Source organism: Rhodococcus sp. AZ1 (genome assembly GCF_054979605.1).
This window is the reverse complement of record NZ_JBUEQF010000005.1, coordinates 167418-190385: the sequence shown is the minus strand read 5'-3', so window position 1 is coordinate 190385 and position 22968 is coordinate 167418. Positions and strand designations below refer to the sequence as shown.

Sequence of the window (22968 nt, the reverse complement as noted above, 5' to 3'; positions counted from 1 at the left end):
GTCGGGGCCCGGCGACATTCCGTCGGTGACCTAGTCTGACGGTGTGACTTCCCTATCTTTGAGGGCCGAAGGTGACCTCCGCGAAGATGTCCACGAGGCGGCTCGGCGTGCCCGGGTGGCGGCGCGGAGTCTGGCGTTGGCGGATCGGGCACGCAAGGACGCGGCGCTGCACGCTGCGGCGGACGCTGTCCTTGCCGCGGCCTCGGCGATCCTCGATGCGAACGCGAAGGATGTCGCCGCGGCGGAGGCGTCCGGCACCGCACCCGGCCAGATCGATCGGCTGCGGCTGACCGGTGATCGCATCGACTCGATCGCAGCCGGTCTGCGGCAGGTGGCGTCGCTGCCCGACCCGGTCGGCGAGGTTCGCCGCGGCAGCACCCTCCCCAACGGCCTCGAGCTGCGACAGATCGCCGTTCCACTGGGCGTGGTGGGGATGATCTACGAGGCGCGTCCGAACGTGACGGTCGATGCCTTCGGGCTCACGCTCAAGTCGGGCAATGCCGTGCTGCTGCGAGGTTCGTCGTCGGCGGCGCACAGCAACACTGCACTGGTCGAGGTGCTGCGCGGTGCGCTGGCCGATCAGGGGATCGATCCCGATGCGGTCCAGCTGCTCTCGAGCGCTGATCACAGCACGGTCACCCACCTCATCCAGGCGCGTGGACTGGTGGACGTGGTGATCCCGCGCGGCGGCGCCGGGCTGATCTCGGCGGTGGTGCGCGATGCCACCGTTCCCACCATCGAGACCGGTGTGGGCAACTGCCACGTCTTCGTGCACGCGGCGGCGGATCTGGATATGGCCGTCTCGATCGTCCTCAACGCCAAGACTCGACGGGTGAGCGTGTGCAACGCCGCCGAGACGGTTCTGGTCGACGCCGCGATCGCCGACCGGGCGGTGCCCGTGCTGCTGGCAGCGCTCGCCGATGCCGGGGTCACGGTGCACGGCTCGATTCCCGGCACCGTGCCGGCCACCGAGGTGGACTGGGGTCAGGAGTATCTCTCCCACGACATTGCCCTGGCGGTGGTGGACGGCGTCGACGGCGCCGTGGCCCACATCGACACCTACGGCACCGGCCACACCGAGGCCATCGTCACCGGTGACCTGGCCGCGGCCCGCGAGTTCGGTGCCCGCGTCGATGCGGCGGCGGTGATGGTCAACGCGTCGACGGCGTTCACCGACGGCGAGCAGTTCGGGTTCGGTGCCGAGATCGGAATCTCCACGCAGAAGTTGCACGCCCGCGGCCCGATGGGATTGCGAGAGCTCACCTCGACCAAGTGGTTGGTGTGGGGCACCGGACATGTGCGGCCGGCATGAGCGAGACGCATCTGTTCCGGGACGTCGACGATGTTCTGACCAGGCTGGCGACCACCGGCTACCTGGCCGACAAGGCGACGGCCACGTCGGTCTTCCTCGCCGACCGGCTCGGCAAGCCGCTGCTGATCGAAGGCCCCGCAGGAGTGGGCAAGACCGAACTCGCCAAGGCGGTGTCCGAGTGCACGGGTTCCGAACTGGTGCGTCTGCAGTGCTACGAAGGTGTCGACGAGGCGCGTGCGCTCTACGAGTGGAACCACGCCAAACAGATCCTGCGTATCCAGTCCACCTCCGGGCAGAGTTGGGACGAGACCAAGCACGACGTCTTCGCCGAGGAGTTCCTGCTCGCGCGACCGCTCCTGACCGCGATCCGTCGAGAAGATCCGACGGTCCTGCTGATCGACGAGACCGACAAGGCGGACATCGAGATCGAGGGTCTGCTGCTCGAGGTGCTCAGCGATTTCGCCGTCACTGTGCCCGAGCTGGGCACCATCACCGCGGCCAGGCGCCCCTTCACGGTGCTGACCTCGAACGCCACCCGTGAGCTGTCCGAGGCGCTCAAGCGTCGCTGCCTGTTCCTGCACCTCGACTTTCCCGATGCCGATCTCGAGCGCCGAATCCTGGCCAGCCGTGTCCCCGAACTGCCCACCGCGGTCGCCGAGGCGATGGTGCGCACCATCGGCGTCCTGCGCGGGATGCAGCTCAAGAAGGTGCCGTCGGTCGCGGAGACCATCGACTGGGGTCGCACCCTCCTCGCGCTCGGGATGAGCGAACTCGACGACGCCGCGGTCCGCAGCACGCTGGGTGTGGTGCTCAAACACCGCTCCGATCAGGACAGGGCCATCAGCGAACTGCGACTGGTCTGAGCGGGGTCACCGATGTCTCCCTTCGTCACGCCGACACCTACGGTTACGCACGGGGAGAACGCGTTCGGCGCGCATCTCGTCGACTTCGTGGAAGCGTTGCGCCGCAGGGGAATCGGCGTGGGGCCGTCGGAGACGGTCGATGCGGGACGAGTGCTCTCGGTGCTCGACCTCCTCGACCGCGAGGCCGTGCGCGAGGGGCTGGCCTGCTCGCTGCTGCGACGGCCGGGCCACCGCGAGACGTTCGACGCGCTCTTCGACCTGTGGTTCCCGTCCGGCATCGGTGCGAGCGCCGACGAGCAGTCCGAGAAGGTGATGCCGCGTCATCGGGACGGCACGGTCGATCTCGATGCGCTGCGCGATCTCGTCGCCGAGCTGCTCGCCGACGGCTCGGCGGAGGCGATGGCAATGGTCGAGGCGCTGATCCGCGGCATCGTCGACGAACTCGGCCAGTACCGAACCGGCGCGGGCTCGTCGTTCTCGGCGTATCAGGCTCTGCGCGAGGTGGATCCGGCGACGATCACGACCAAGCTCATCGAAGGACTGATGGGCCGGTCCGGCGGTGGTGGCCGCTCGGACTCCGGCGACTACGCCGCGGAGGTGGCCACCCGGGCGGCGGCCACGCGGATCTCCGATTTCGAGAAGTCCGTTGCCCGCGAGACCCGTCGGCGATCAGCGGAGGTGCTCGGGCGTGAACGCGTCGCCACCTACGGCGCTCCCAAGCTCATCGAGGAGGTCGACTTCCTGCGCGCCAACAACGCGGAGTTGACGGCGCTGCGGCGCAACGTGGTCCCGCTGGCCAGGCTGCTGGCCACGCGGCTGGCAGCGAGGCGCAGACGTGCCCGGGCCGGGTCGGTGGATCTGCGCCGCACGCTGCGCCGATCGATGTCGACCGGGGGCGTCCCGATCGACCTGGTGATGCGCAAGCCGCGCGCTGCGCGCCCGGAACTGGTCGTGCTGTGCGACATCTCGGGATCGGTGGCGGGATTCAGCCAGTTCACGCTGCTCCTCGTGCACACCCTGCGCGAGCAGTTCAGTCGGGTGCGGGTGTTCGCGTTCGTCGACACCACCGACGAGGTGACCCGGTTCTTCGAGGGCGGTGACGACCTGGCGTCGTCCACCGCCCGGATGATCGAGGAATCAGACGTCATCTCCTACGACGGGCATTCCGACTACGGCAACTCGTTCTCGGTGTTCGCCGACAAGCACCTCGGTGCCGTCTCGGCGCGGTCGTCGCTGCTGGTGCTCGGTGACGGGCGCACCAACTACCGGGACCCGCGGATATCGGATCTGGTCCGCATGGTGACCGTGGCCCGGCACGCGTACTGGCTCAACCCGGAACCGAAGGGACAGTGGGGGACGGGTGATTCGGCGGCGCAGCTCTATGCGGAGGTGATCGAGATGCACGAGTGCCGCTCGGCGCAGCAACTGGCCGACGTGGTGGCCCGCCTGCTGCCGACATGATCGGCCGGTGATCGCCCTGCCCGTAACATCGCTGCACATGACCACCGCCCCAGCGTCCGGCGCTGTCGATGCCGATCGGCGACGCGTCGGTGTGATGGGTGGGACGTTCGACCCCGTCCACCACGGTCACCTCGTCGCGGCCAGCGAGGTTGCCGATCGGTTCGGGCTCGACGAGGTGATCTTCGTGCCCACCGGGCGCCCGTGGCAGAAGCTGGACCGGTCGGTCAGCCCCGCCGAGGATCGCTACCTGATGACGGTCATCGCGACCGCGTCCAATCCGCGGTTCTCGGTCAGTCGCGTCGACGTCGAACGCGACAAGCCCACCTACACCGTCGACACCCTGCGCGATCTGCGCCGCCAGCACCCCTACGCGGAGTTGTTCTTCATCACCGGCGCCGACGCACTGGGCAGCATCCTGAGCTGGCAGAACTGGCAGGAATTGTTCGACCTCGCGCACTTCGTGGGCGTCTCGCGTCCGGGATACGAACTGCGTGCCGACCACCTCGATGCCCTCGACGCCGAGTCGGTGACGTTGATGGAGATCCCGGCGCTGGCCATCTCGTCGACGGAGTGTCGCCGACGCGCCGCCGAACACCGACCCGTGTGGTACCTCGTTCCGGACGGGGTGGTGCAGTACATCTTCAAGCGCGGTCTCTACCGCCCGGACGGGGAGATACGTCCCGACGGGACGGTGACCACCTCCGAGCCCACAGCCCCGCCACCGGACGCAGCACACGAAACGGATCCCGAACCCACCCCCGACAGCAGGAGTGCCAGCACGTGAGTGCCACCGAAGACGCCACGGCCATCGCTACGATCGCCGCGCTCGCAGCCGATGACAAGCTCGCCACCGACGTGGTGGTGCTCGACGTCTCCGAGCAGTTGCAGATCACCGATTGCTTCGTGATCGCCTCCGCGCCCAACGAGCGGCAGGTGAACGCGATCGTGGAGAACGTGGAGGAGAAGTTGGCGGCCGCCGGGCACAAGCCGGTTCGACGTGAGGGCACCCGTGAAGGACGGTGGGCGCTCCTGGACTACGTCGATGTGGTGGTGCACGTCCAGCACAACGACGAGCGCAACTTCTACGCCCTCGAGCGACTGTGGAAGGACTGCCCCGTGATCGCCGTCGACGGCATCGCGGCCGCCGGGAACGCCGGGGCCGGGAATGCCGGAGAGACCGGGGACGAGTGAGTCGGCGCCTGATCCTGCTCCGGCACGGGCAGACCTCGTACAACGCCACCGACCGGATGCAGGGGCAGCTCGACACCGAGCTCACCGAGACCGGCCGCATGCAGGCCGTTCGCGCCGCCGCCGACCTCCGCGACCGGGGACCGTCGGTGATCATCTCGTCCGATCTCACGCGTGCGCGCGACACCGCCACGGTGCTCGGCGAGGCGGTCGGGCTCGAGGTGAGCACCGACGAGAGACTGCGCGAGACGCATCTCGGTGCGTGGCAGGGCCTGACGCATCACGAGGTCGACGCGCAGTACCCCGGTCAGCGACTGGCCTGGCGCGCGGACGCGACGATGGCACCGCCGGGCGGTGAGTCGCGACTGGACGTCGCGGCACGGACGGTTCCCGTGGTGAACGAGATCCTGGCCGATCCTCTCCTCGGCGACGGCCCGGCTGTGCTCGTCGCGCACGGAGGCACCATCGCCGCGCTCACCGCGGCTCTGCTCGATCTGCCCGTCGAGCGGTGGCCGGTGCTCGGCGGGTTGGACAACGCGAGCTGGGTGCAGGTCTCCGCCCATGATGGGCTCGGTGTGGCCGGTGCCGATGGACGACCGTCGTGGCGACTGGATGTGTGGAATGCATCCGCCCGCGTGGCGAGCGACGTCCTGTAATGACGCGCCGGGTGCTGCTCGTCCTCGCCGATTCTCTGGCCTATTACGGCCCCGAGGGTGGTCTGCCCGCCGACGATGCGCGCCTGTGGCCCAATCTCGTTGCCGCCGAACTCGATTGGGATGTCGAGCTCGTCGCCCGAATCGGCTGGACCTGTCGGGACGCCTGGTGGGCCCTGACGCAGGACCCGCGCGTGTGGGCGGCCGTGCCGCGGGCGGGTGCGCTCGTCGTCGCCACCGGGGGGATGGACTCGCTCCCGTCGCCGCTGCCCACCGCGCTCCGCGAACAGATTCGCTATCTGCGACCGGACGCGGTGCGACGGGCAGTGCGCACGGCATATGGATGGGCGCAACCGCGGCTGGCTCCGCTGGGCCGACCCGTCGCGCTCCCACCGCGGTTGTCGGTGGAGTACCTCGAGAAGATTCGTGCGGCGATGACCGCGGTGCGACCCACACTGCCGATCATCGGCACCCTGCCGTCGGTGCACCGCTGCCAGGGTTACGCCATGGTGCACTCCGGGCGCGCTCCCGCCGTCGCCGCCACCAGCGACTGGGCGGCCTCCCGCGCTGTTCCGCTGGTGGATTTCGGTGCTGCTGTGGCCGACCACATCGATTCCGCCGACGCCAACCCCGACGGGATCCACTGGGGTTTCGCCGCCCACCGACGCGTCGCAGACGACGTGCTCGCCGTTCTGGGTCCCCTGCTCGCCGCGCACCCCGACTGATCCGGGCCGGCCCGGTTGTCCACACCCGGGTCGGTTGTCCCCGGGTGGGCGTCGAGGCCGATCGGGGACGGCGGTCGGCTGGCACCGGCCACATAGGGTCCGCTCATGGCTCCGTTCGAACCCCGCATCGCACCGCGGCCGCGTGACCGCGCGATCGACAGTCCGCGCCGGCGCCTGCTGACCGTGCCCGCAGACGACCACCGGATCGGCCACGACGTCTCTCCCGAGGTGCCGGCCGCCACGGTGCCCCCGTTGCACTCGGAACCTCCGCTGCATCCGGAACCGCTGGTCGAGCCCGAACGCATGCGCCTGGACCCCGGCCGAAAAGGGATGTTCGCGCTGGCCGGTGTCGCGGCTGTCATCGTGCTCTACGCGGGGGTGACGTACTGGCGCGATGCTCCCGCTCCCGCACCGGTACCGGCTCTGCCGGTGGTCGCGGTCGGCTCGGATCCGACGTCCACCCCCGGATCGCCGTCCCCGCCGCCGCCCCCGCCTGCACCGATGGTGGTGTCGGTGGTGGGGGCGGTGGCCCGGCCCGGCCTGGTGACGTTACCCGCAGGTGCCCGGGTGGCCGACGCCCTCGCTGCCGCCGGGGGAGCGGCGCCCGATGTGGACACCACCTCCCTCAACCTCGCCGAGCGGATGTCCGACGGGCAGCAGATCGTGGTGGGGGCTCCGCCAGCGCAGGCGCGGGCTCCCGCGGCGCAGTCCAGGCCGTCGACGGGCGCGGGGCAGTCCGCCCCGTCGCCGGGCGGCGCCGCGGGACCGGTCTCGCTCAACACCGCGACCGTCGAGGACCTCGACGCACTGCCAGGGGTGGGTCCGGTGACCGCCGTAGCGATCATTGCCTGGCGGGAAACCAATGGACCTTTCACGACCGTCGATCAGTTGGCCGAGATCAACGGCATCGGTCCCACGCGCCTCGCGCGCCTGCGCACGCTGGTCACCGTGTGAGCGAGTCGTCGGGTCGCGGCGATGCCACCCACGGTCCTCTCGATGTCCGACTGGTCCCGGCCGCTGTGGGGTGCTGGGCGGTGACGGTGGCGGCCGTGGTGGGCGGGCCGGTGAGCGGGGCGGTGGCGGCAGGGCTTGCCGCGCTGGCGTCCGCGGCGGTCTGGGGTGCCGCAGCGGTCCGAGTGTCGGCACAGTCGGATCGTCGTGTGCTGTTCGATCGTCGTCTACTGTTCGATCGTCGTCTGCTGGCGGGAATCGTGGCGTTCTGCGCACTGGTCGCCTCCTGCGCGCTGCTGGCGGGTGTGCGGGCCCACGAGGCCCGGTCGAGTCCGGTGCGTGCCGCGGCCGATCGCGGCGCCACCATCACCGTCGTGGGCACGGTGATCGATGATCCCCGTCCGCTGTCGGGTGCCTTCGCGCGCACCGTGCTGGTCCCGATCCGTCTCCAGTCGGCGGTGATCGGTCGCGACGGCGTGACCCTCGGCGGACGGCTGACCGTGTTCGGCAGCGGTGCGCGCTGGGCGCACACCACGCCGGGTCAGAGCCTGCGCTTCCGCGCAGAACTGTCGCCGCCCGATCGGGCCGACCTCACCGTCGCGGTGGCGCGGGCGCGCGGTGACCCGGACCTCGTCGCCCCGGCCGGCGGAGTGCTCGACGCGGCTCGAACGGTGCGCGAGCGACTGGCGCAGGCGTCATCGCATGCGCTGCCCGCCGACACGGCGTCGCTGCTACCGGCGATCACGGTCGGTGACACCTCCGCAGTTCCGGACGATCTGCGCGCCGACTTCCGAGCCACCGGACTGACCCACCTGACAGCGGTGTCGGGGGCGAACTTCACGTTCCTCATCGGTGCGGTGCTGCTGCTCGCGCGGCTGCTGACGGTGGGACCGCGCACCGCCACGGTGATCGCCGCGGTGGTGCTGGTGGCGTTCGTGGTGATCGCCCGACCGTCGCCGAGCGTGCTGCGCGCCGCGGTGATGGGCGCGATCGGGCTGTTGGCGTTCGTCACCGGTCGTCGAAAGCATGCGGTGCCCGCACTGGCCACCGCCGTGATCGCTCTTCTGGTCTACGACCCGGCGTTGGCGGTGGGCCCGGGATTCGTGCTCTCGGTGACGGCCACCGGTGCGCTGATCCTGTTGGCGCCGTGGATCACCCGGCGACTGAGCCGACTGATTCCCGAACCTGCGGCGGCGGCGATTGCGGTGGCCGTGGCAGCCCAGGTGGTGACGGCGCCGGTGATCGTGGCGATCTCCGGATCGGTCAGTGTGGTCTCGGTGCTCGCGAACATCGTGGTGGCGCCCGTGGTGGGACCGATCACGGTGGTGGGGGCGATCGTGGCTCTGGTCGCGGTGGTGCACCCGCCGACCGCGGAGGTGCTCGCGCGCGCAGCGGAACCGGGGCTGCGGTGGCTGGTTCTGGTCGCCGAGCGCCTGGCTGCGTTACCCGGCGCCGGCGTCGCAATGCCGGGCGGGTGGAGTGGCGTGGCGATGGTGGCCGCTGCGGGGATCGCCGTGCTCGCGGCGATCGCTCGGCTGTCGGGGCGGCGTGGGACGATCGAGCGATGACCGAGACGCCGGCCCGCCCGCAGCCTCTGCACCTGGTGCTCGGCGACGAGGAATTGCTGGTCGAGCGTGCGGTGGCAGCGGTGATAGCCGACGTGCGCGCCGTGGCCGGGGCGGACGTGCCGATCGATCGCCTGCGCGCCGGCGACACCACGGTGACCGAACTCGCCGAGTTGCTCAGTCCGTCGCTGTTCGCCGAGGACCGGGTGGTGATCTTCGAGGCCGCAGCCGAGGCGGGGAAGGACGCGGTCGCCCTGGTCACCGACACCGCGGCGTCCCCGCCGGAGGGCGTGGTACTCGTGGTGGCGCACTCCGGCGGCGGCCGAGCCAAGGCGATGGTCGCGGCGCTCGAGAAGGTCGGGGCAACCGTCCACCCGGCAGCCAAGCTCACCCGCGCCGCCGAGCGGGAGGACTTCGTGCGCGGTGAGTTCCGCACCCACCGCACCCGGGTCTCGGGCGACGTGGTGGCCGCCCTGGTGGACGCGGTGGGCTCGGATCTACGCGAGTTGGCCGCCGCCTGCTCGCAGTTGGTGGCCGACACCGGCGGCAGGGTCGACGTCGCCGCCGTACGGCGCTACTACAGCGGCCGAGCGGAGATCAGCGGGTTCGATATCGCCGATCGTGCGGTCGCCGGTGACCCGGGTGGTGCGCTCGAGGCGTTGCGGTGGGCGAGTGTGCGCGGCGCGCCGCATGTTCTCATTGCAGATGCGCTGGCGGACGCGGTGTACACCATCGCCCGCGTCGGTTCGGCCGGTCGGGGAGATCCGTTCGCGATGGCCTCGCAGCTGGGCATGCCACCGTGGAAGATCAAGAAGGCTCAGCAGCAGGCCCGGTCATGGAACGCCGAGCGGATCACCGCGGCACTCGATGTGGTCGGCAGGCTCAATGCCGACGTCAAGGGACAGGCCGCGGACGCCGACTACGCCGTCGAGAGCGCGGTTGTGAGGGTGTCCGAACTCGCGCGAGGATGAGTGATCGAGCTCCTCCGCTCGGACCACGCCGCGCCCGGGACACACAAAACCGCCCCGGCATGTGCCGGGGCGGTGGGTGCGTGTGGAGCGGGCCGGCGGTGCTGCGCGGCCCACCGGGATCAGAGCTTGTTCAGTGCCAGGGCGAGTGCCGACTTCTTGTTGGCGGCCTGGTTCTTGTGGATGACACCCTTGCTGGCGGCCTTGTCGAGCTTGCGGCTGGCGGTCAGCAGCAGTGCCTCGGCCTTGGCCTTGTCACCCTCGGCGGTGGCCTCACGGAAGGACCGGATGACCGTGCGCAGCGACGACTTCACCGACTGGTTGCGCAGGCGGTTGCGCTCGTTGGTGCCGATGCGCTTCACCTGGGACTTGATGTTGGCCACGCGTGATCCTCTGTTCTCCGGGAGCAGGGTGCTCCCCGGTTGGTTCTCGAGTTCGTACAAGTTCACGAGCTCACGACTACTGAGCCCACGACGCGATCGACGGGCACGGCCCGGCGCGTCGTCCGACGTGCAACAGTACCAGCGCACGGCGCGCGAACCCAATTCCAGCCGTCTGCTCGGCCGCGAGTGCCGGCTGCGCGGCCGCGGGGCCGAAGCTCGGTGGCGGTGAGAATCGTCGGCCCTGCTGAATTTCCGCCCTGCCGAATTTCCGCCCTGCCGAATCTCCGCCCTGCCGAATCTCCGCCCTGCCGAATTTCTGTGGGTGGGGCAACATGAGCCCCATGAGTCCGCGATCGACCACAGTGCCGCGCACCAAAGCCACCGCGGCGGCTGCACGCAAGAACTCCGCGCGGGGATCACGCGAGGCACCGAGCGTGTTCGACGGGTACGCCGACATCGGCAAGTACGACCTGGCGTACGACGAGATGTTCGACGGCTCGGGTGGTCTGCGAGCCCCGTACCGCGGCATTCACAAGGCATTGGCGCAGCAGGACGCCGCCGACCTCGACGCCCGCTCGCAGGCCCTCGGGCGGGCCTTCGTCGACCAGGGCATCACCTTCTCGCTGTCCGGTCAGGAGCGGCCGTTCCCGCTCGATCAGGTGCCGCGCGTGATCGCGGCGGCCGAGTGGTCGCGCCTCGAGAAGGGCATCAAGCAGCGGGTGAAGGCGCTCGAGATGTTCCTCGCGGACATCTACGGTGATCAGGAGATCCTGCGCGACGGTGTGGTGCCCAAGCGGCTGGTCACCTCCTGCGAGCACTTCCACCGCGAGGCGTTCGGGATCACCCCGCCGAACGGCGTGCGGATCCATGTTGCGGGCATCGACCTCATTCGTGACGCCGAAGGCACGTTCCGGGTTCTCGAGGACAACCTGCGAAGCCCGTCCGGGGTGTCCTACGTGATGGAGAACCGGCGCACGATGGCCCGGGTGTTCCCCAACCTCTTCGCGACGCACAAGGTGCGAGCGGTCGGTGACTATGCGACTCATCTGCTGCGCGCACTGCGAGCGGCCGCGGCGGTCAACGAGGCCGACCCCACCGTGGTGGTGCTGACCCCTGGTGTGGCGAACTCCGCGTACTTCGAACACTCCCTGCTCGCGCGGCTCATGGGCGTCGAGTTGGTCGAGGGGCGCGACCTGTTCTGCCGTGACAACAAGGTCTACATGCGCACCACCGAGGGCGAACGGCAGGTCGACGTGATCTACCGCCGCATCGACGACGACTTCCTCGACCCCATGCAGTTCCGCCCGGACTCGGTGCTCGGTGTGGCGGGGCTGGTCAATGCCGCCCGCTCCGGGAACGTGGTGATCTCGAGTGCCGTCGGCAACGGTGTCGGCGACGACAAGCTCACCTATACCTACGTTCCCACGATCATCGACTACTACCTCGGTGAGAAGCCGCTGCTGGCCAACGTCGACACCTATCGGTGCTGGCTGCCCGACGAGTGCGAGGAAGTGCTCGATCGGGTGGCTGAGCTGGTGATCAAGCCGGTGGAGGGGTCGGGCGGATACGGCATCGTCTTCGGACCCGACGCGTCGCCGCGAGAGCTGAACGCCATCTCGAAGAAGATCCGGTCCGATCCGCGCGGATGGATCGCGCAGCCGGTGGTGCAGCTGTCGACGGTTCCCACCAAGATCGGTGATCATCTCGCTCCGCGGCACGTGGATCTGCGCCCCTTCGCCGTCAACGACGGTGACGACGTGTGGGTGCTGCCCGGTGGTCTGACCCGTGTTGCGCTGCCGGAGGGGTCGTTGGTGGTCAACTCCAGTCAGGGTGGCGGCAGCAAGGACACCTGGGTGTTGGCCGGCCGCACGGCCACCGAATCCGAGCGTGAGCTGGGCGGCGAGGAGATCGTCAGTGATCCGCCTGCCGCGCCGATGGCCGAGCAGGGCCCCGAACTGAGCGGCATCCAACAGATCCAGCAGCAACAGCAACAGCAGCAACAACAACAGCAGCAACAACAACAGCAGGCTCGGGCCGCGGCGGGTGAGTGCTGATGCTCGCGCGCAACGCGGAGTCGCTGTACTGGATCGGCCGGTACGTCGAGCGCGCCGACGACACCGCCCGCATTCTCGACATCACCGTCCACCAACTTCTCGAGGACGCAACCGTCGACCCCGACCACACCTCGCGCGTGCTGCTGCGGGTGCTGGGGTTCGAGCTGCCGGAGACGCGCCTGGACGTGTGGTCGCTGACGGAGTTGGTGGCGTTCTCGCGTGACGGGGTGGGCTCGATCGTCGACTCCCTCTCGAGCGCCCGGGAGAACGCCCGCGGCGCCCGCGAGGTGACCTCTAGCGAAATGTGGGAGTGCCTCAACACCACCTACAACGCCCTCGGTGACCGGATCCGGGCGTCGAAACGGCTGGGCCCGCACGAGTTCTTCAGCTTCATCGAGGAGCGGGCGGCGATGTTCGCAGGGCTGTCGGACTCCACCCTCAGCCGCGACGACGGCTACCGGTTCCTCATTCTCGGACGCTCGGTCGAACGTGTGGACATGACGGTGCGGCTGCTGCTCGCCCGCGCCGGCGATCGCCCGTCGTCGCCCGCGTGGGTGACGGTGTTGCGCTCGGCCGGTGCCCACGACACCTACCTGCGCACCTACCGCGGTGCCCTCGACGCGCAGCGCGTGCTCGAGTTCATGCTGCTCGATCGACTGTTCCCGCGGTCGGTGTTCTACGCGCTGACCCAGGCCGAGCACGCGCTCGAGCGGCTGGACCTGAGCCCGAACAGCCGCGTCGGCGCCCGCGCGGAGGCGCAGCGCCTGCTGGGCCGGGCGCGCAGCGAACTGGAGTTCCTGCAGCCGGGTGTACTGCTCGAGGATCTGCAGGATCGACTGATGGGTCTGCAGGAGGCGTGCCGGGAGATCGGCGAGGCGATCTCCAAGCAGTACTTCCATGCCGCGCCGTGGGTGGCGTGGACCGGCGCCGGTGTGAGCTCGGACGATGTGCAGTTGGAGGGTGAGGTATGAGCTGGCGCCTGCGGGTGGTGCACACGACCGGGTTCAGTTACGCGGCGCCGGTGACCTCGTCGTTCAACGAGGCTCGTCTGACCCCGCGCAGCGACAACCGTCAGAACGTGATCCTCAACCGAGTCGAGACCGATCCGGCCACCCGGTCCTACCGGTACACCGACTACTGGGGCACCGCGGTGACCGCGTTCGACCTGCATGCCCCGCACACGGCCCTCGAGGTGGCCGGGTCCTCGGTGGTCGAGACCGAGGCCTTCACCCCGCCCGAGGAATCGTGGACCTGGGACGAGTTGTCCAGCACCGCGGTGATCGATCGGTTCGACGAACTGCTCGGAGCCACGGCCTACGTGCCGGTCGATCGTCCCCTGGCGGCGGTGGCGCGCCGCCTCGCGCGCGGACTCGAGCCCTACGACGCCGTCGTCGCGATCGCGGGGTGGGTGCACGCGGAGATGAAGTACGTCTCGGGAACCACCGGCGTGCACACCTCCGCCGTCGAGGCGTGGGGTGAGCGCAAGGGTGTGTGCCAGGACTATGCGCACCTGACGCTGCTGATGCTGCGCAGCGTCGGGATCCCCGCGCGGTACGTCTCGGGGTATCTGCACCCGCGCAAGAACGCGGTGGTCGGCGCGACGGTCGAGGGACAGTCGCACGCGTGGGTGGAAGCGTGGACGGGCTCGTGGTGGGGGTACGACCCCACCAATGCGACGCCGATCGGAACCCAGCACGTGTCGGTGGGTATCGGCCGGGACTACGCGGACGTGCCGCCGCTGAAGGGCATCTTCTCCGGTGGCAGTTCCACCGAACTGGACGTGGTGGTCGAGATCACTCGGCTGGCCTGACGCCGGGTGCGCCTACTTCCAGGAGTAGTCGCTACGCAGACGGTCGGCGACCATGCGGAATCGCTCCTCCGACAGGATCGTTCCCTCGCGGCGGATGCCCTCCTCGGGAACCACGAGCACCCGGTCGAGGCGAACCCAGCTCGGGCGATGCGCAGCGTCCCAGTTGCCGGACCCCAGAGCCAACCATCCGTGCTTCCCGTCGCGGCTCGACTGGCTCGACAGCATCAGCCCCAGCAGCGACGATCCGTCGCGCCCGACCACCAGCACGGGCCGGTCCTTGCCCTGACCGGCATCCTCCTCGTAGGTCACCCACGTCCACACGATCTCCCCCGGATCGGCCTTGCCGTCGAGGTCGGGGGAGTACTCGATGTGCCGGGCCGTGGACGAGGTCGGCAGTGCGGTGGACGAGACCGGGCGCCCACCGGCATGCGACGGGCCCGGTTGGGAGGAACTCGGCCCGGACGAGCCCGCACCGCCACCGATCGCGGTGGTGATCCTGTCGAGGGCGCCCGAGCGCTGGATCTGACGCAACAGCGTCGGTCCGTGCTGCTGCGCCAGTTTTCCCAGAGTGCTCCAGATCCCTGCCATGGGCACAAGGCTAGCGGTCGTCGCCGGTATCGCGACCGCGCACCGTCCGTGGACCGCCACCGCGCTCGGGCCGATATTGTGGGGGTGGACCGCGCGCGAGATCGCGGTCTCAGACCGCACTCGCGGCCGCCGCCGAGTCGTCACGGACACAGCGCCGTCACGGAGGAGTACCCCATCAGTAGCTTCGCCGACATCACGTTCACCGATCCCGCCCGGATTCGGAACTTCTGCATCATCGCGCACATCGACCATGGCAAGTCGACACTGGCCGACCGCATGTTGCAGCTCACGGGTGTGATCGACGACCGGTCGATGCGCGCCCAGTACCTCGACCGGATGGACATCGAGCGTGAGCGCGGCATCACCATCAAGGCGCAGAACGTCCGCCTGCCGTGGGTACCGACCAGCGGCGAGCACGCCGGCCGCGAGCACGTTCTGCACCTGATCGACACTCCCGGCCACGTGGACTTCACCTACGAGGTCTCCCGCGCGCTCGAGGCGTGCGAAGGGGCGGTCCTGCTGGTGGACGCCGCGCAGGGCATCGAGGCGCAGACGCTGGCGAACCTCTACCTCGCCCTCGACAAGGATCTGACGATCATCCCGGTCCTGAACAAGATCGACCTTCCTGCGGCCGATCCGGATCGCTACGCCGCCGAGATCGCTCACATCATCGGGTGCGAGCCCGAGGAGGTGCTGCGGGTGTCGGGCAAGACCGGCGTCGGTGTGGGCGAGTTGCTCGACGAGGTGGTCTCGTCCGTACCCGCGCCCGTCGGCGACCCCGACGGTCCGGCCCGGGCGATGATCTTCGACTCGGTGTACGACGCGTACCGCGGCGTGGTCACCTACGTGCGGGTGGTCGACGGGCGGATCATGCCGCGCGAGAAGGTCACCATGATGTCCACCGGCTCGACGCACGAACTGGTGGAGGTGGGCATCGTCTCGCCCGAACCGAAGGCCACGCAGGGCCTGGGTGTCGGGGAAGTGGGATACCTGATCACGGGCGTGAAGGACGTGCGCCAGTCGAAGGTCGGCGACACCGTCACCACTGCTCGCAAGGGCGCCACCGAACCGCTCACCGGGTACCGCGAGCCGCGGCCGATGGTGTACTCCGGCCTGTATCCGGTCGATGGTTCGGACTACCCCGATCTGCGCGACGCACTCGAGAAGTTGCAGCTCAACGACGCCGCCCTGACCTACGAGCCGGAGACGTCCGTGGCCCTGGGCTTCGGGTTCCGATGCGGGTTCCTGGGCCTGCTGCACATGGAGATCACCCGCGAGCGCCTCGAGCGGGAGTTCGACCTCGATCTGATCTCGACCTCGCCGAACGTGGTGTACAGGGTGGAGATGGACGACGGGTCCGAGCACGTCGTCACCAACCCGTCGTACTGGCCGGAGGGCAAGACCCGCAGTGTGTACGAGCCCATGGTCAGGTGCACGATCATCTCGCCCAGCGAGTTCATCGGATCGATCATGGAGTTGTGCCAGAGCCGTCGCGGTGAGCTCGGGGGGATGGACTACCTCTCCGAGACACGCGTGGAACTCCGGTACACCATCCCCATGGCGGAGATCATCTTCGACTTCTTCGACATCCTGAAGTCGCGCACCCGCGGGTACGCGAGCCTGGACTACGAGGAGATCGGCGAGGAGACCGCGGATCTGGTGAAGGTCGACATCCTGCTGCAGGGTGAGGCCGTCGACGCGTTCTCGGCGATCGTGCACAAGGACGCCGCCGGTGCCTACGGCAACAAGATGACCCTGCGGCTCAAGGACCTGATCCCGAGGCAGCAGTACGAGATCCCGATCCAGGCCGCCATCGGCTCGAAGATCATTGCGCGCGAGAACATTCGGGCCATCCGCAAGGATGTGTTGGCCAAGTGTTACGGCGGTGACATCAGCCGCAAGCGCAAGCTGCTCGAGAAGCAGAAGGCCGGCAAGAAGCGGATGAAGACCATCGGTCGCGTAGAAGTACCTCAGGAGGCCTTCGTGGCGGCTCTGTCGACCGAGTCCACGGCCGACAAGAAGAAGTAGTCGGGCAGTCTCACCCGCCGCGCGACCGGGCGGTGGTCACCCGCCGTGCCGGTGGGCGGGACGGAAGTGGCCGATGCCCTGGCTCTCCTCCGCGCGAACGACGTGCATGACGGCGTTGATCAGCGCCAGGTGGGTGAACGCCTGGGGGAAGTTGCCCAGGTGCCGTCCGGTGCTCGCGTCGAGTTCCTCGGCGTAGAGCTTGAGCGGACTGGCGTAGCCGAGCAGACGGTGGCACAGGCTCTTGCCGCGATCGAGTTCGCCTATCTCCACCAGCGCGGACACCAGCCAGAACGAGCAGATCGTGAAGGTGCCCTCGTGTCCGGACAGGCCGTCGTCGGTGGTGTCGGTGCGGTAGCGCAGCACCAGACCGTCCTCGGTGAGTTCGTCCGCGATGGCCAGGACGGTGGCTCGGATGCGGGGGTCGTCGGCGGGCAGGAACCGCAGCAGCACTGCCAGGAGCAGGGACGCATCGAGCGAGTCGTCGCCGTACCGCTGGGTGAGGACCCCGCGCGAGTCGACGCCGTGGGTGAGAACGTCGGCCCGGATCTCGTCGGCGATGGCCGTCCACTGTTCGGCGTAGCGCGTCTCCCCGTGCAGGACGGCAAGTTTCGCGCCACGGTCCAGTGCCACCCAGCACATGATCTTCGACGACGTGAAGTGCTGCGGCTGCCCCCGGACCTCCCAGATGCCGCGGTCGGGTTCGCGCCAGTGCGCGATGGCCTGCTCGACCTGCATGCGCAGCAGCGGCCACAGGGCTTCGGGAACCTGACCGCGTGAGCGCACGTGTAGGTACACCGAGTCGAGCATGGTTCCCCAGATATCGTGCTGAACCTGATCGAACGCGCCGTTGCCGATCCGCACGGGCGAGGCCCCCTCGTACCCGGACAGGTGGGGAAGTTCGGACTCGGGCAGCGAGTACTCCCCGCCGATCCCGTACATCACCTGGAGCGGGACGAGCGTGCCGTCGGGGCCGCGGGAGACGTCGGAGATGAAGGCGAAGAAGTCGTCGGCCTCACGGTCGAGTCCGAGGGTGTACAGGCCCCACAGCGCGAAGGTCGAATCGCGCACCCAGGTGTATCGGTAGTCCCAATTGCGGCCGCCCCCTGGCGTTTCCGGAAGCGAGGTGGTGGCCGCGGCCATGAGCGCGCCGGTCGGCGCGTACGTCAGGCCCTTCAGCGCGAGCGCACTCCGCTGGAGATATCCGCGCCACGGGTGGTCGGGGAAACGTCCCGTGGTGATCCATTCCCGCCAACACTCGGCGGTGCGGTCCATGCGCGCGGCGGCCTCCGCGAAGGTCGCCGGGGCGGGCAGCGGTGACCACGACAGCGCCACGAACACGTTCTCGCCCTGTGTCATTCGGGTGCGGGCCCGCGCGGCGCCGCCCTCGATCCCCAACCGCATGTTCGTGTTCAGGCGCAGCGCGGTGTCCAGGTGCCCGGTGGTGCCCGGGTGCCCGGCTCCGTCGCCCACGACAGCGGTGGCGGTGGCCTCCTCGTACACCGAACCGGTGTACTCCCACCGGGCCCGCGCTCGGTGATAGTCGAAGGCGGGCTCGCAGTTGAGTTCGAGTTCGACTGTGCCCGATACGCATTTGACCGTGCGGACCAGGCAGTGCTCGGCATCCCAGTCGTTGGGGGTGCGGCGATGGCTGCGCGACCGCTCGTCGGTGTTGTGCCACGGGCCCATGACCAGCGCGTCACGCACGATCAACCACCCTGTCTCGGTCTGCCAGGTCGTCTCGAGGATCAGGCCGCCCGGCAGGTAACGACGGGCTGCGGGCACGTTGCGGCCGTACGGGCCGAGCCTGAAGTGCCCGGCGCTGCGGTCCAACAGTGCACCGAAGACGCTCGGTGAGTCCGGCCGCGGCAGGCACAGCCACTCCACCGCGCCGTTCCGTGCGATCAGGGCGGTGTTCTCACAGTCGGAGAGAAACGCGTAGTCGTCGATCGGAGGGAACGGGGTGCTCATCGGCAGCTCGTACCGCTCGTCGGGTGAGATGGGCTCGTCGGGTGAGACGGATGGGAGTCCGGGCGCGCTCATCACCCCACCTTGGCCCGCCGATCTTCCGCCGTCCACCCCCCGAGGTGGGTGCGACTACAGTCGTTCTCGTGAACGGCGTACCGAACTGGTGGGATCAGGTGGAGTTGACGCTGGCCGGACTGCCCTTCCTGCCGCAGGTCGCCCTGGTGCTGCTGGTGGTGGTCCCGTCCGCGGCCGCAGTGGCCACGGTGTTCGACCGCATCGTGCAGACGGTGCGTGTGCGCCGGTCGACTCGGCCGGTCGCCGACACGACGGCGGGGGAGTAGATGCTGCACTCGCGCGTGACGCTGACGCTCGCGGTTCTGTTGGTTCTGATCGTGGTCGGGTGGTTCCTCACCCGCTGAGCCGAGGTTTCCGTTCGCCGAGTTCACGGGTCTCGCCCGATTTCTCACGTGTACCTGGCTCTGCTACCTTTGCGCACGTGATCGTCGCCGTACGCCCCGATTTCCGCCATGTGCTGGCGTTGATTGCCGTGGGTGTGCTCGACGTCGCCGACGTCGACTGTTGCTGACCGCCCCCTGAATCGTCCCGCTGTCGGGGGTTCGGGTGCCCGTCCTGCGTTCAGACAAGACCCACCACTGCAACCCACGTGGCAATGGCCCGTGCGCGTGAAAGGCCCACCCATGAAGTTCCGTTCCGTCGCGTTCCCTGCCGTCGTCACGGCCACCGTTCTCGCCCTGACCGCGTGCAGTGGCGGCGCCTCCGACACCGTCGGTGCCTCGTCGGGCGGCGGCTCGGGCACCACCCTCACTCTCATCGGCTACGCCGTTCCCAAGAACGGATGGGATGCCATCGGCGAGGCCTTCGCCAAGACCGACGCCGGCAAGGACGTCACCATTCAGGCCGATTACGGCGCATCCGGTGCCCAGTCCCGCAAGGTGGCCGACGGCGCACCGGCGGACATCGTCAACTTCTCCGTCGAGCCGGATGTGACGCGACTGGTCAAGGCCGACAAGGTCGACGCGAGTTGGGACGCCGGGGCCGACAAGGGCATCCCGTTCGGATCCGTCGTCTCCATCGTGGTGCGCCAGGGCAACCCGAAGGGCATCAAGGACTGGGCGGACCTGCTGCGGCCGGACGTGTCGGTGATCAGCCCGAGCCCGCTGAGCTCCGGCTCCGCCAAGTGGAACCTACTGGCTCCATATGCTGCCGCCAGCAACGGAGGCGTCGATCGGCAGGCCGGGTTGAACTTCATCACCGAGTTGGTCAAGCGCTTCCCCATTCAGCCGGACTCCGGTCGCTCGGCCAGCGAGGCGTTCGTGCAGGGTCAGGGTGACGTGCTGCTCAGCTACGAGAACGAGGCTCTGCTGCTCGAGAAGCAGGGCCAGAAGGTCGAGCACTTCAACCCGCCCACCACCTTCCGCATCGACAACCCGGTGGCCGTGATCAAGGGCGCCGCGCACGCGGACAAGGCCAAGGCGCTCAGCGACTTCCTCTACACCGCCGACGGCCAGAAGGTGTGGGCCGAGGCCGGGTTCCGCCCGGTCGACCCGGCGGTGGCAGCGCAGTACGCATCCAAGTTCCCCACGCCCGCAAAGCTGTTCACCATCGACGACCTCGGTGGGTGGAGCAAGGTCGATCCCGACCTCTTCGGTGACAACGGCGCCATCACGGCAATCTACAAGAGCGCGAAGTAACCATGACGACGCTGCGCGCACCACGCGTTCGGCGCAGTCCCACGCGGCTGGCCGCCGGTGGGACGGTGGTGCTGTGGCTATCGATCGTGGTGCTGCTCCCGCTGGCGGCGATGACCTCGAAGTCCTTCGACAACGGGCTCTCGGGGTTCGTCGACGCCGTCACCGATCAGCGCGCCGTGGACACCTTCGTGGTCACCCTCATCGTGTCGGTGGGCGCAGCGGCGATCAACGTGGTGATGGGAACGATCATCGCCTGGGTGCTGGTGCGGGACGAGTTCCCGGGCAAGGGCATCGTCAACGCCCTCATCGACCTGCCGTTCGCGCTGCCCACCATCGTCGCGAGCCTGGTGCTGCTCTCGCTCTACGGGCCCGACAGTCCCGTGGACATCACGCTCAACGCCACCAAGGCCGGTGTGATCCTGGCCCTGGCGTTCGTGACGCTGCCGTTCGTGGTGCGAGCGGTGCAGCCGGTGCTCATCGAACTCGACACCGAGATCGAGGAGGCCGCGGCCTCCCTCGGGGCGGGCAACGCGACCATCTTCCGCAAGATCGTGCTGCCGGTGCTGATCCCGTCCATCCTCACCGGCGCGGGTCTGGCCTTCGCGCGCGCTCTGGGCGAGTTCGGCTCGGTGGTGCTCATCGGTGGCAGCGTCCCCGGGCAGACCCAGGTGGCGTCGCAGCTCATCCGCGAGCGTATCGAGACCGACCAGCCGGTGGACGCCGCCGCGATCTCGGTGGTGCTGCTGCTGATCGCCTTCGTGGTGCTGTTCCTGCTGCGGGTGATCGGCTCGAGGTTCGCCCGGCGAGAGGAGCGCAACGCGTGAAGCAGAGCACATCGAGCAGGTTGACGCTGCGCACGGTGGGGCTGGCCTACCTGGCGGTGCTCGTTCTGTTCCCGCTGGTCACCATCTTCTGGCGAACGTTCGAGAACGGCATCGGCACGTTCTTCGACCTCATCTCCACCCCGGCTGCCGTGTCGGCGCTGAACCTCTCGCTGCTCATCGTGGCGATCGTGGTGCCGGTCAACGTGATCTTCGGGGTGATCACAGCGCTGGCACTGGTGCGCGGGAAGTTCCGCGGCAAGGGTGTCATCGAGGCGATCGTGGACCTCCCGTTCGCCGTGTCACCGGTGATCGTCGGCGTTTCCCTGATCCTGCTGTGGGGGGTCAACGGCTGGTTCGCATTCCTGCCGCAGTCGGGACTCACCATCATCTTCGCCCTGCCGGGCATGGTGCTGGCCACGATCTTCGTGACGCTGCCGTTCGTGGTCCGCGAGGTCGAGCCGGTGCTCTACGAGATCGGGCAGGAACAGGAGGAGGCCGCGGCCACCCTCGGCGCCACCGGCTGGCAGACCTTCTGGCGGATCACCCTGCCCGCGATCCGGTGGGGTCTGACCTACGGCGTGGTGCTCACCGTCGCACGATCGCTCGGCGAGTTCGGTGCCGTGATCATCGTCTCGACCAACCTGCCCGGTGTCTCGCAGACCCTGACACTGCTCGTGAACTCCCGCTACGAGGACTTCAATCAGGCCGGTGCCTACGCCGCGTCCACCCTGCTGATGATCGTCGCGGTGATCGTGTTGCTTCTGATGACAGTTCTCGACCGCAAGAGGAGTTCGACATGACCGATTCCGGCAGCGTGGGCATCGAGATCTCGGTTCGCAACGCACGCAAGAACTACGGCGACTTCGCCGCCCTCGACGACGTCTCGATCGACATCCCCGAGGGATCGCTGACGGCACTGCTGGGCCCGAGTGGATCGGGCAAGTCGACGTTGCTGCGCTCGATCGCCGGGCTCGAGGAACTGGATTCGGGTGCGGTGCTGATCTCGGGCAGCGACGTCACCCGAGTGAGCCCGCAGAAACGCGACATCGGGTTCGTGTTCCAGCACTACGCGGCGTTCAAGCACCTGAGTGTGCGGCGCAACATCGCCTTCGGACTCGAGATTCGCAAACGCCCGAAGAAGGAGATCGACGCGCGAGTCGACGAACTCCTGACCATCGTCGGCCTCTCGGGGTTCGCCGATCGTTATCCCGCACAGCTCTCCGGTGGACAGCGTCAGCGCATGGCGCTGGCTCGGGCGCTGGCGGTGGACCCGCAGGTGCTGCTGCTCGACGAGCCGTTCGGTGCTCTCGACGCGAAGGTACGCGCGGATCTGCGCACCTGGCTGCGACGCCTGCACGACGACGTGCACGTCACCACAGTGCTGGTCACGCACGACCAGCAGGAGGCGCTCGACGTCGCCGATCGCATCGCCGTGCTCAACAAGGGCCGGATCGAACAGGTCGGCACACCGCAGGACCTCTACGATCGCCCGGCCACCGAATTCGTGATGACCTTCCTCGGTGATGTGTCCAAGCTCAACGGACAGCTGGTGCGCCCACACGACATTCGCCTGGGTCGTACGCCGGAACTGGCGCGGGTCGACGAGCGAAGCGGCGCCACCCACTCGGCCGACGTGATCAAGGCGACCGTGCAGCGCGTGGTCCACCTCGGTTTCGAGGTACGTGTGGAGTTGCTCAACGCCGCGACGGGGGAGCTGTTCTTCGCTCAGATCACCCGCGGTGATGCCGCGGCGCTGGTGCTCGAACCCGGCGACGCGGTGTACGTGCGCGCGACGAGGGCGACTACCGCCGTCGGCTGACCCGATGGCGATGCGGGGCTCACTCAGGTCGCGGTGATGGCCTCGAGTACCGCGCGGGCGGACGCGTCCACGTCCGCGGCGTCGGGGTGATTCTCCGGG

General features: G+C 68.8%; 23 protein-coding genes. 20 read left to right on the top strand and 3 right to left on the bottom strand.

What is annotated here, in order from left to right; all coding sequences use genetic code 11:
- Positions 1–43: 43 nt before the first annotated feature.
- From ACY48E_RS08480 to holA, 10 genes are all read left to right on the top strand, one after another.
- Complete coding sequence (locus ACY48E_RS08480; protein WP_462871704.1) at positions 44–1312, top strand: glutamate-5-semialdehyde dehydrogenase; 1269 nt, start codon at positions 44–46, stop codon at positions 1310–1312.
- The gene (locus ACY48E_RS08475; protein WP_462871703.1) at positions 1309–2175 is read left to right on the top strand and encodes an AAA family ATPase; all 867 of its coding nucleotides are present in this window, start codon (positions 1309–1311) and stop codon (positions 2173–2175) included. Before ACY48E_RS08480 ends, ACY48E_RS08475 begins: the two co-directional genes overlap by 4 nt.
- A gap of 12 nt (positions 2176–2187) precedes the next feature.
- The gene (locus ACY48E_RS08470) at positions 2188–3636 is read left to right on the top strand and encodes a vWA domain-containing protein (RefSeq protein ID WP_462871702.1); all 1449 of its coding nucleotides are present in this window, start codon (positions 2188–2190) and stop codon (positions 3634–3636) included.
- Positions 3637–3673: 37 nt separating this feature from the next.
- Positions 3674–4420, top strand: coding sequence for a nicotinate-nucleotide adenylyltransferase (gene nadD, locus ACY48E_RS08465; protein WP_462871701.1), 747 nt, complete (start codon positions 3674–3676; stop codon positions 4418–4420).
- A complete protein-coding gene (gene rsfS / locus ACY48E_RS08460; RefSeq protein ID WP_462871700.1) occupies positions 4417–4827 on the top strand; it encodes a ribosome silencing factor in 411 nt (136 codons plus the stop codon). The genes nadD and rsfS overlap by 4 nt, the downstream gene beginning before the upstream one ends.
- Complete coding sequence (locus tag ACY48E_RS08455) at positions 4824–5480, top strand: histidine phosphatase family protein (protein ID WP_462871699.1); 657 nt, start codon at positions 4824–4826, stop codon at positions 5478–5480. Before rsfS ends, ACY48E_RS08455 begins: the two co-directional genes overlap by 4 nt.
- On the top strand, positions 5480–6202 hold the full coding sequence (gene octT / locus ACY48E_RS08450; RefSeq protein ID WP_462871698.1) for a diglucosylglycerate octanoyltransferase: 723 nt from the start codon (positions 5480–5482) through the stop codon (positions 6200–6202). Before ACY48E_RS08455 ends, octT begins: the two co-directional genes overlap by 1 nt.
- A 105-nt stretch (positions 6203–6307) precedes the next feature.
- The gene (locus ACY48E_RS08445; protein ID WP_462871697.1) at positions 6308–7156 is read left to right on the top strand and encodes a ComEA family DNA-binding protein; all 849 of its coding nucleotides are present in this window, start codon (positions 6308–6310) and stop codon (positions 7154–7156) included.
- Positions 7153–8721 (top strand): ComEC/Rec2 family competence protein, encoded by a 1569-nt coding sequence (locus ACY48E_RS08440; RefSeq protein WP_462871696.1) that lies wholly within the window; start codon positions 7153–7155, stop codon positions 8719–8721. The genes ACY48E_RS08445 and ACY48E_RS08440 overlap by 4 nt, the downstream gene beginning before the upstream one ends.
- Complete coding sequence (gene holA / locus ACY48E_RS08435) at positions 8718–9689, top strand: DNA polymerase III subunit delta (RefSeq protein WP_462871695.1); 972 nt, start codon at positions 8718–8720, stop codon at positions 9687–9689. The genes ACY48E_RS08440 and holA overlap by 4 nt, the downstream gene beginning before the upstream one ends.
- Positions 9690–9808: 119 nt before the next feature.
- Here holA and rpsT read toward each other — a convergent pair whose 3' ends face one another.
- Complete coding sequence (rpsT, locus tag ACY48E_RS08430; RefSeq protein WP_462871815.1) at positions 9809–10069, bottom strand: 30S ribosomal protein S20; 261 nt, start codon at positions 10067–10069, stop codon at positions 9809–9811.
- Positions 10070–10410: 341 nt separating this feature from the next.
- Here rpsT and ACY48E_RS08425 point away from each other — a divergent pair, with 341 nt between their 5' ends.
- The 3 genes from ACY48E_RS08425 to ACY48E_RS08415 are packed head-to-tail and all read left to right on the top strand — an operon-like array spanning position 10411 to position 13933.
- On the top strand, positions 10411–12123 hold the full coding sequence (locus tag ACY48E_RS08425; protein ID WP_462871694.1) for a circularly permuted type 2 ATP-grasp protein: 1713 nt from the start codon (positions 10411–10413) through the stop codon (positions 12121–12123).
- The gene (locus ACY48E_RS08420; protein WP_462871693.1) at positions 12123–13094 is read left to right on the top strand and encodes an alpha-E domain-containing protein; all 972 of its coding nucleotides are present in this window, start codon (positions 12123–12125) and stop codon (positions 13092–13094) included. Before ACY48E_RS08425 ends, ACY48E_RS08420 begins: the two co-directional genes overlap by 1 nt.
- Positions 13091–13933 carry a transglutaminase family protein gene (locus ACY48E_RS08415; RefSeq protein ID WP_462871692.1) on the top strand — a complete coding sequence of 281 codons (843 nt, stop codon included), beginning with the start codon at positions 13091–13093 and terminating at the stop codon, positions 13931–13933. The genes ACY48E_RS08420 and ACY48E_RS08415 overlap by 4 nt, the downstream gene beginning before the upstream one ends.
- 12 nt (positions 13934–13945) lie before the next feature.
- On the opposite strand, the gene ACY48E_RS08410 is transcribed toward ACY48E_RS08415, so the two are convergent.
- Positions 13946–14521 carry a type II toxin-antitoxin system PemK/MazF family toxin gene (locus ACY48E_RS08410; RefSeq protein WP_462871691.1) on the bottom strand — a complete coding sequence of 192 codons (576 nt, stop codon included), beginning with the start codon at positions 14519–14521 and terminating at the stop codon, positions 13946–13948.
- Positions 14522–14695: 174 nt separating this feature from the next.
- On the opposite strand from ACY48E_RS08410, the gene lepA reads away from it, so the two are divergent.
- Positions 14696–16549: a translation elongation factor 4 gene (lepA, locus tag ACY48E_RS08405; protein WP_462871814.1), complete on the top strand. Its 1854-nt coding sequence runs from the start codon at positions 14696–14698 to the stop codon at positions 16547–16549.
- 36 nt (positions 16550–16585) lie between these two features.
- On the opposite strand, the gene ACY48E_RS08400 is transcribed toward lepA, so the two are convergent.
- On the bottom strand, positions 16586–18589 hold the full coding sequence (locus ACY48E_RS08400) for a glycoside hydrolase family 15 protein (RefSeq protein WP_462871690.1): 2004 nt from the start codon (positions 18587–18589) through the stop codon (positions 16586–16588).
- 68 nt (positions 18590–18657) lie between these two features.
- Between ACY48E_RS08400 and ACY48E_RS08395 the strand changes: the two genes are divergently transcribed.
- From ACY48E_RS08395 to ACY48E_RS08370, 6 genes are all read left to right on the top strand, one after another.
- Entirely contained in the window at positions 18658–18855 is a 198-nt protein-coding gene (locus ACY48E_RS08395) for a hypothetical protein (protein ID WP_462871689.1), read from the top strand.
- A 155-nt stretch (positions 18856–19010) separates the two neighbouring features.
- Entirely contained in the window at positions 19011–19100 is a 90-nt protein-coding gene (locus ACY48E_RS08390; RefSeq protein WP_462871688.1) for an Ms4533A family Cys-rich leader peptide, read from the top strand.
- Between the two features lie 112 nt (positions 19101–19212).
- Entirely contained in the window at positions 19213–20226 is a 1014-nt protein-coding gene (locus tag ACY48E_RS08385; RefSeq protein WP_462871687.1) for a sulfate ABC transporter substrate-binding protein, read from the top strand.
- A gap of 2 nt (positions 20227–20228) precedes the next feature.
- Positions 20229–21050 carry a sulfate ABC transporter permease subunit CysT gene (gene cysT / locus ACY48E_RS08380; RefSeq protein ID WP_462871686.1) on the top strand — a complete coding sequence of 274 codons (822 nt, stop codon included), beginning with the start codon at positions 20229–20231 and terminating at the stop codon, positions 21048–21050.
- On the top strand, positions 21047–21850 hold the full coding sequence (gene cysW / locus ACY48E_RS08375; protein ID WP_462871685.1) for a sulfate ABC transporter permease subunit CysW: 804 nt from the start codon (positions 21047–21049) through the stop codon (positions 21848–21850). The genes cysT and cysW overlap by 4 nt, the downstream gene beginning before the upstream one ends.
- Positions 21847–22869 carry a sulfate/molybdate ABC transporter ATP-binding protein gene (locus ACY48E_RS08370; RefSeq protein WP_462871684.1) on the top strand — a complete coding sequence of 341 codons (1023 nt, stop codon included), beginning with the start codon at positions 21847–21849 and terminating at the stop codon, positions 22867–22869. Before cysW ends, ACY48E_RS08370 begins: the two co-directional genes overlap by 4 nt.
- Positions 22870–22968: the final 99 nt, after the last annotated feature.